The organism is Nostoc sp. CHAB 5715 (assembly GCF_020829685.1).
GTDB lineage: Bacteria > Cyanobacteriota > Cyanobacteriia > Cyanobacteriales > Nostocaceae > Nostoc.
Genome location: NZ_JAIVFR010000432.1, coordinates 1 through 6,037, shown reverse-complemented (window position 1 = coordinate 6,037; position 6,037 = coordinate 1). Strand labels below are relative to the sequence as shown.

The following is a 6,037-nucleotide window of genomic DNA, read 5'->3' as shown; positions in this document are numbered from 1 at the left end:
GAGAACAGAAACTTCTTCTCTCTACTGCTGGTCAGACGGAGAGACAGGGTACAGTCAATTACCCGTATGCCACAGACCCTTGTGGTCTAGTTGCAAGCCACATCCCCTTGTGGGTGGGGCATTTGACATAAACTAGGACTTACCCATGCTTAACTGTCCCAAAGCGATCGCTCATAAGAGTAACTAGCAACTTGGGTTATAGCGCTTCCGACCTGGTGAGGTACATTGTCAAAGCTACTAACCTTGGTAAAAAACATTTGGGTGTACCTCATCTGCTTAGGAAACGCTATAGCCCTCTTCTGTCACTTTCCGAAAACAAAAATCAAAGGCAACTTTTAAAACTCTGACTGGGATTGGGTTTGTGGCTTTATTTTATAATATGATGGATATAATCATTGCTTTAGACTAAAAGTCTTGTGTGGTAAGGGTTACATCTCTTCATCTGCGGAGAGCGACAGAAGAGGGATAGTAGCAACTAGAAAAAGCCCACCTAACGTGGTCTAACTGCTGATGGCAAGAGAGATTTGTCACTTTAGAGTGGGTGAATAAAGTTTGGATTAGGGTTACTCAGTATGATTTCTAATCCTAGAGTCGTCGTGAATGTCGCGGATAGTTTTCACTATCTGAACTAGCTGTTTAAAGTCTTTTAAACACCAACCAGCGTAATTCCATAGGTGGCTTTACGTTGTCAAAACCAAACAGATCGCGACCACTGGCCCAGTTAATAAACCAGCCCGTTGGCGGCCACGCTTCAGATGGTAGATGATTGCGTTCATACTCAAGCTCTGACTCCTCTGACAACATTTCGATGGGTAATTGATCTATTGCCGCCGCCAACTCTGACTTCGTCACGAAGGATGACCAATTCACTTGCGACATCTGCCGTGCCAATTGGTCTGGTTCGTAGTCATCTACTGTTAAGAATGAGTTGAGCAGCAACAGACCGCCAGGGCGGAGTACTTCACACATTTTAGCCAATAGCAACCGGAGCTGCTCCAGAGTTCGGAAGTGAGAAACCACCTCTGCCACAACAGCCAGCTGATAGTAGGTAGGTCGCATCTGCACCAGTGGGTCGAGAATATCCCCTTGGGTAATATTGACCGCCAATCCCTCTGCTGTTGCTGCTGCCTGGATTTGCTCGGTAAACTCAGGTGTAAGTTCTACTACATCTACTGCGTGTCCTAGCCTTGCCAGGGGCAATGTATTGCGACCTGTACCTGCACCAACGTCTAAAATGGGTACACTAGCAGGGTCACCGAGCTGAGCGGCGATGTTCATGACCTTCGCATCAGGATATTTCCCGAACAGAGGTGGCTCTCTGGTTTCAACCCAGTACTTATACTCGTCTGTAACCGTAGAAACTGCCGGTGCTATATGATAAACAATGCCTGTGGATGGTGATTTCTCTGGCTGATACCGAACGACCACATTTGAGTGAGGAGAGGCACGAAACCCTTCTTCAAGCTGTTCGGCAAGAATCTCACTTAGTTGCTCTAGATCTTCAGCAGAGAAAGTTTTGCCAAGCGTCTCAAACAGCGTTGCTAATGACTCCATGTAATGGTCCAGTAATGCCGGTACCGCTGGCATAATCACCTCACCGCGTGGCTTGATACGTGTGTTCAGACGGGCAAGCATCCCTTGGAGCAATACTCCTGGATCGGTTTGTGCGAACATCTCCTCTGGCTGCGAAGAAGTCGCCTCAGTAGGTGAGTCTGGAGCTACCTCAGTTTTTTGTTGCTTTTCTTCGAGTTCCATAAACTAATTAAATAATATCCTTCAGAAAATGTTGACCCGAAAAGTATCACTGAATCAATCGACTAAATGCTAAAAATATGACGTATGACGATTTTATTGTCGGCTTGATCGTGGGCATTAGTACCGCTTTTAAAGGGGCTTCTCCTCTCATCTTGCTGTTATACAGAAATTATGGTTGTGTTGCAAAAAAATCTCTAATCGTAATAATCCGGGTATGCTTTACTCATGTTGCTCTCTCGGTGCTGTCTACTATCTATTCACAGCGTATACCGAGAGAGCTTTTTTACAACCTGTCCGACTTTTAAAACACCCTCTTAGACTCTCAAACCTTTTATAGTGCGGGCAATACGTTAAAAAAAACCTTGCGGGAAACCTTAAAGGAATTTTTAGGACTTATTGTTTTTGCCAAGTTCAAAGAAAAGAGTTAATATATTAACTTCCCCTCGGAAAAAAGCAGGACTTTTTCCCAGGTTAATTGCTCACAAAAGTTGAGCGGCAACCTTTAGGAAAAATCCTGCTCCAGACTACTGAGACACCAGCTAACCAAGCCTGGGACTTCCTCCAGGCAGTTGGTTCTAGAAAGGTCTTGCCGGACACCATCCGGTGAGACTTCTTAAAGCCAATACGCCCAGGCATCTCAATCATTGCTTTGAGGTCATGACACAGAAGCCGTTCAGACACGGTTTCTAGGCAACATTACCACCCTTGCCGCCAGTACCGCCAGCACCGCCAGCACCGCCAGCAGCGCCAAGACCGCCAGCACCGCCCTTACCATTCCCACTATCAGTCAGGTTGCCGGCATTTCCGCCGTCACCAATAACGACTCCGGTATCGCCACCACGACCGCCACGACCGCCACGACCGCCACGACCGCCATTGGCATCACCGCCACGATTGCCACCCACTAGGCTGGTTTCTTCAATTTGAGTCAGTTCAGTAAACAGTGTGCTTTCCATTTTTGCTCTCCAAAAGATAAATTAACCTCAGCTACCAAAGCTCTATTTTTGTGCCAGCTTGACACTCGAGCCGTTCAGACCACGGTTTCTAGGCAACATTACCACCCTTGCCGCCAGTACCGCCAGCACCGCCAGCACCGCCAGCAGCGCCAACGCCACCCTTGCCGCCAGCACCATTGCCACTAGCATCAAGATTGCCGGCATTTCCGCCACCAATAACGACTCCGGTATCGCCACCACGAGCGCCACGACCGCCACGACCGCCACGACCGCCATTGGCATCACCACCACGATTGCCACCCACTAGGCTGGTTTCTTCAATTTGAGTCAGTTCAGTAAACAGTGTGCTTTCCATTTTTGCTCTCCAAAAGATAAATTAACCTCAGCTACCAAAGCTCTATTTTTGTGCCAGCTTGACACTCGAGCCGTTCAGACCACGCTTCCTAGACACTATTGCCGCCATCGCCACCCTTGCCGCCAGCACCGCCAGCACCACCGGCACCACCGGCACCACCGGCACCGCCAGCACCATTGCCACTATTAGCAAAGTTGCCGGCATTTTTTCCACCAATAACGACTCCGGTATCGCCACCACGAGCGCCACGACCGCCACGACCGCCACGACCGCCATTGGCATCACCGCCACGATTGCCACCCACTAGGCTGGTTTCTTCAATTTGAGTAAGTTCAGTAAACAGTGTGCTTTCCATTTTTGCTCTCCAAAAGATAAATCAACCTCAGCTACCAAAGCTCTATTTTTGTGCCAGCTTGACACTCGAGCCTTTCAGACCACGCTTCCTAGACACTATATGCCGCCGGTAGTATTGCCGCCAGCACCGCCAGTGCCACCCTTGCCGCCAACACCGCCAAGACCGCCAGCACCGCCAGCACCGCCATCACCATTGCCACTCTTAGTAAGGTCGCCGGCATTTTCTCCACCAATAACGACTCCGGTATCGCCACCACGAGCGCCACGACCGCCACGACCACCACGACCGCCATTGGCATTACCGCCACGATTGCCACCCACTAGGCTGGTTTCTTCAATTTGAGTGAGTTCAGTGAAAAAAGACATGATTTTTCTCCATGAATTTGATTAGACAAGCTATTGTATAGCTCTACTTTCAGACTACCAGTATTCACCCAAATACAATTGTTTTTTCCGATGAATAATTAAGTAAACTTAGGCGTTATTGTATTAAAATAAGTTATATTCCTGCAACTTACTGTTATATAAAATAATTAAAAAACTAGATTTTTTTACATAAAAATACTTATCAAAAATGCAGAATCCCAGTTTTAAGTTTTATGAATCTCTTTAGGTACAAATTCTGTAAAAAATGTTATTGAATTTGCTTGATTATATGTTTAATTCTGTGAATTTTCGTTACCTTATCAGTATTAATAGCTAAGTAGCTTAACTTACAATACGCTTGGGTTAAGAAAAATTGTAGGTTGGGTTAAGCAAAGCGCAACCCAACAAAACCCCGGAAATGTTGGGTTTCGTTCCTCAACCCAACCTACGCAGTTTAAGGTTTTTGGCGCTAACCCAAGCATATTGGCTTAACTTATACATTTTTTTTAAACAAAACTAAGCCTTTAGATATGCATATATTTTTCAATATATCAATCTATCAATAGATATAGATTAACGCCTGCGATTTTTTGATAAATAAGAACTTATTTTTAATTAAATTTGTATAAATACTAACTATGTAAGATGTTTGCTCTTAAACAACTACTTGCTTGACCTATTTAGCGACAGTCGTATAATACATGTAGCCATGTAGCGCATCCGCTGAATAAATCGGGGCGGACAACCACTTCGGGAACGATTTTACGTCATTTGAGGCTTGTCAGTGAGCGATTTACCCCGGATTATTGAGCGCTTACCATGTAGCGATACAGACAAAGTTAGTAAATATACTCTTTTACCGTTTATATCTATTACTTTGGAGTGATACCGTTTCTTTGTGAAGCTGTGCCAAATCTCTTAATTTCTTATTTCTTGGTGTACTTGGCGCACTTGGCGGTTAGTTCTTTATTTCTTGCACTATAGACGCTTCTTCATAGAGAATTGGTATGACGTGACTTTAATCCCAACAATTAAGGGATAACCAAAATCATCGAAAGCACATTCTTTACTGTATTAAGCACCAACAGAAGAAGCCAATCTCTCTAATAACTTGTGGATAGCGAAACTCTTTTTTTTTTACTTACTCCAAACTAATAAGCAAGTCTGTCTATTAGTTTGGAGTAAGTAAAGTAAAGATACCAAAATTCCCGATATTTCCTCTGTTGAGATATGGAATATAACAATTTTGGTACGCCCTTGCTCTCGTTATCTTAAGTGAAAACAGCTTTGTCAAAAGTTCAAAACTGATAATTGGCAATTTAGGTTAACTATGGAAAGCACTCAAACATCCCCAATGTTTATCTCACTAACTGAAACCGAAGAAGCAAACTTGTCTGCTGGTCAGAGTATAGTTAATACTACTGGACAAGCCGGAGCACCTGGACAAGACGGAGCACCTGGACAAGACGGAGCACCTGGACAAGCCGGAGCACCTGGACAAGACGGAGCACCTGGACAAGCCGGAGTATCTGTACAAGCCGGAGTATCTGTACAAGTCGGAGTATCTGGACGAAATGTACAGAGATCCAAACGAATTACAACTAGAAAAAAACTTTTAGAAAGGCTATTGTCCCGAGTAGCAAATATAAGGGAATAATAGTACAACTAGGCTCTTGGTCAAAATTTTAACCACGCAGGGACAAAACCCAATACTGCTCGGTTAAGCCTGAAAAATCACTCTGGAGTAGGTTGGGTTGAGGAACGTAGATCCGAAGGCATTGCCTCTCGAAGAGAAGGGCTTCCCGCAGGGTAACCCAACATTATCAAGGCTTTGTTGGGTAACACGAATGTTCAACCCAACCTACAAATCTTCAAAACCTACGCAGTATTGGGACAAAACCCTGCTATTTTTTTGGGTTCTGTCCCAATGTTATTGGATACTGGAGTGTGAAATGAGATACCAAGTTGTTGCACAACATATTGAAGAAGATTGTGGATCTACTTATCTTGCTTCCATTGCCAAACATTTGGCTATTGGATTGTACTGCTGCGACTAAGGTAAATTGAAAATGCAAGCTTCTCTAAATAAGTTACGCCACCAACCAGGTGATCATTTAAATTTTTTGGTTCTTCGGTTACTTTTATGGATAATTAATAGTAAAATGCCAGTTTAATAAGCTGCGTAATCTAAAATTGCTAAAGTTACGAAAGCCATATCCAAGCCTTTTAATTAACTTGAGCTTATTATTAA

General features: G+C 44.4%; 8 protein-coding genes. 1 reads left to right on the top strand and 7 read right to left on the bottom strand.

Going from position 1 to position 6,037, the window contains the following annotated elements:
- Positions 1-636: 636 nt before the first annotated feature.
- The 6 genes from LC574_RS22320 to LC574_RS22295 form a co-directional block, all read right to left on the bottom strand.
- Complete coding sequence (locus tag LC574_RS22320; RefSeq protein WP_229455694.1) at positions 637-1,587, bottom strand: bifunctional 2-polyprenyl-6-hydroxyphenol methylase/3-demethylubiquinol 3-O-methyltransferase UbiG; 951 nt, start codon at positions 1,585-1,587, stop codon at positions 637-639.
- A gap of 639 nt (positions 1,588-2,226) precedes the next feature.
- The gene (locus LC574_RS22315; protein ID WP_229455692.1) at positions 2,227-2,400 is read right to left on the bottom strand and encodes a hypothetical protein; all 174 of its coding nucleotides are present in this window, start codon (positions 2,398-2,400) and stop codon (positions 2,227-2,229) included.
- A gap of 41 nt (positions 2,401-2,441) precedes the next feature.
- Entirely contained in the window at positions 2,442-2,711 is a 270-nt protein-coding gene (locus LC574_RS22310) for a hypothetical protein (RefSeq protein WP_229455691.1), read from the bottom strand.
- Positions 2,712-2,799: 88 nt separating this feature from the next.
- Positions 2,800-3,066 (bottom strand): hypothetical protein, encoded by a 267-nt coding sequence (locus tag LC574_RS22305; RefSeq protein ID WP_267871636.1) that lies wholly within the window; start codon positions 3,064-3,066, stop codon positions 2,800-2,802.
- An 88-nt stretch (positions 3,067-3,154) separates the two neighbouring features.
- Positions 3,155-3,421 (bottom strand): hypothetical protein, encoded by a 267-nt coding sequence (locus LC574_RS22300; RefSeq protein WP_229455690.1) that lies wholly within the window; start codon positions 3,419-3,421, stop codon positions 3,155-3,157.
- A 95-nt stretch (positions 3,422-3,516) separates the two neighbouring features.
- A complete protein-coding gene (locus tag LC574_RS22295; protein WP_267871635.1) occupies positions 3,517-3,786 on the bottom strand; it encodes a hypothetical protein in 270 nt (89 codons plus the stop codon).
- Positions 3,787-5,116: 1,330 nt separating this feature from the next.
- Here LC574_RS22295 and LC574_RS22290 point away from each other — a divergent pair.
- Positions 5,117-5,443 carry a collagen-like protein gene (locus LC574_RS22290; RefSeq protein WP_229455689.1) on the top strand — a complete coding sequence of 109 codons (327 nt, stop codon included), beginning with the start codon at positions 5,117-5,119 and terminating at the stop codon, positions 5,441-5,443.
- 484 nt (positions 5,444-5,927) lie between these two features.
- On the opposite strand, the gene LC574_RS22285 is transcribed toward LC574_RS22290, so the two are convergent.
- Positions 5,928-6,037, bottom strand: a 110-nt coding sequence (locus tag LC574_RS22285; protein WP_229455519.1) for a transposase, incomplete at its 5' end; no start/stop codon positions are given.

What these genes read in the sequence shown, in the direction of transcription:
- LC574_RS22295 (WP_267871635.1), bottom strand. Translation starts at nt 3,786, where the DNA reads ATGTCTTTTTTCACTGAACTCACTCAAATTGAAGAAACCAGCCTAGTG.
- LC574_RS22305 (WP_267871636.1), bottom strand. Translation starts at nt 3,066, where the DNA reads ATGGAAAGCACACTGTTTACTGAACTGACTCAAATTGAAGAAACCAGC.
- LC574_RS22315 (WP_229455692.1), bottom strand. Translation starts at nt 2,400, where the DNA reads ATGATTGAGATGCCTGGGCGTATTGGCTTTAAGAAGTCTCACCGGATG.
- LC574_RS22310 (WP_229455691.1), bottom strand. Translation starts at nt 2,711, where the DNA reads ATGGAAAGCACACTGTTTACTGAACTGACTCAAATTGAAGAAACCAGC.
- LC574_RS22320 (WP_229455694.1), bottom strand. Translation starts at nt 1,587, where the DNA reads ATGCCAGCGGTACCGGCATTACTGGACCATTACATGGAGTCATTAGCA.
- LC574_RS22300 (WP_229455690.1), bottom strand. Translation starts at nt 3,421, where the DNA reads ATGGAAAGCACACTGTTTACTGAACTTACTCAAATTGAAGAAACCAGC.
- LC574_RS22290 (WP_229455689.1), top strand. Translation starts at nt 5,117, where the DNA reads ATGGAAAGCACTCAAACATCCCCAATGTTTATCTCACTAACTGAAACC.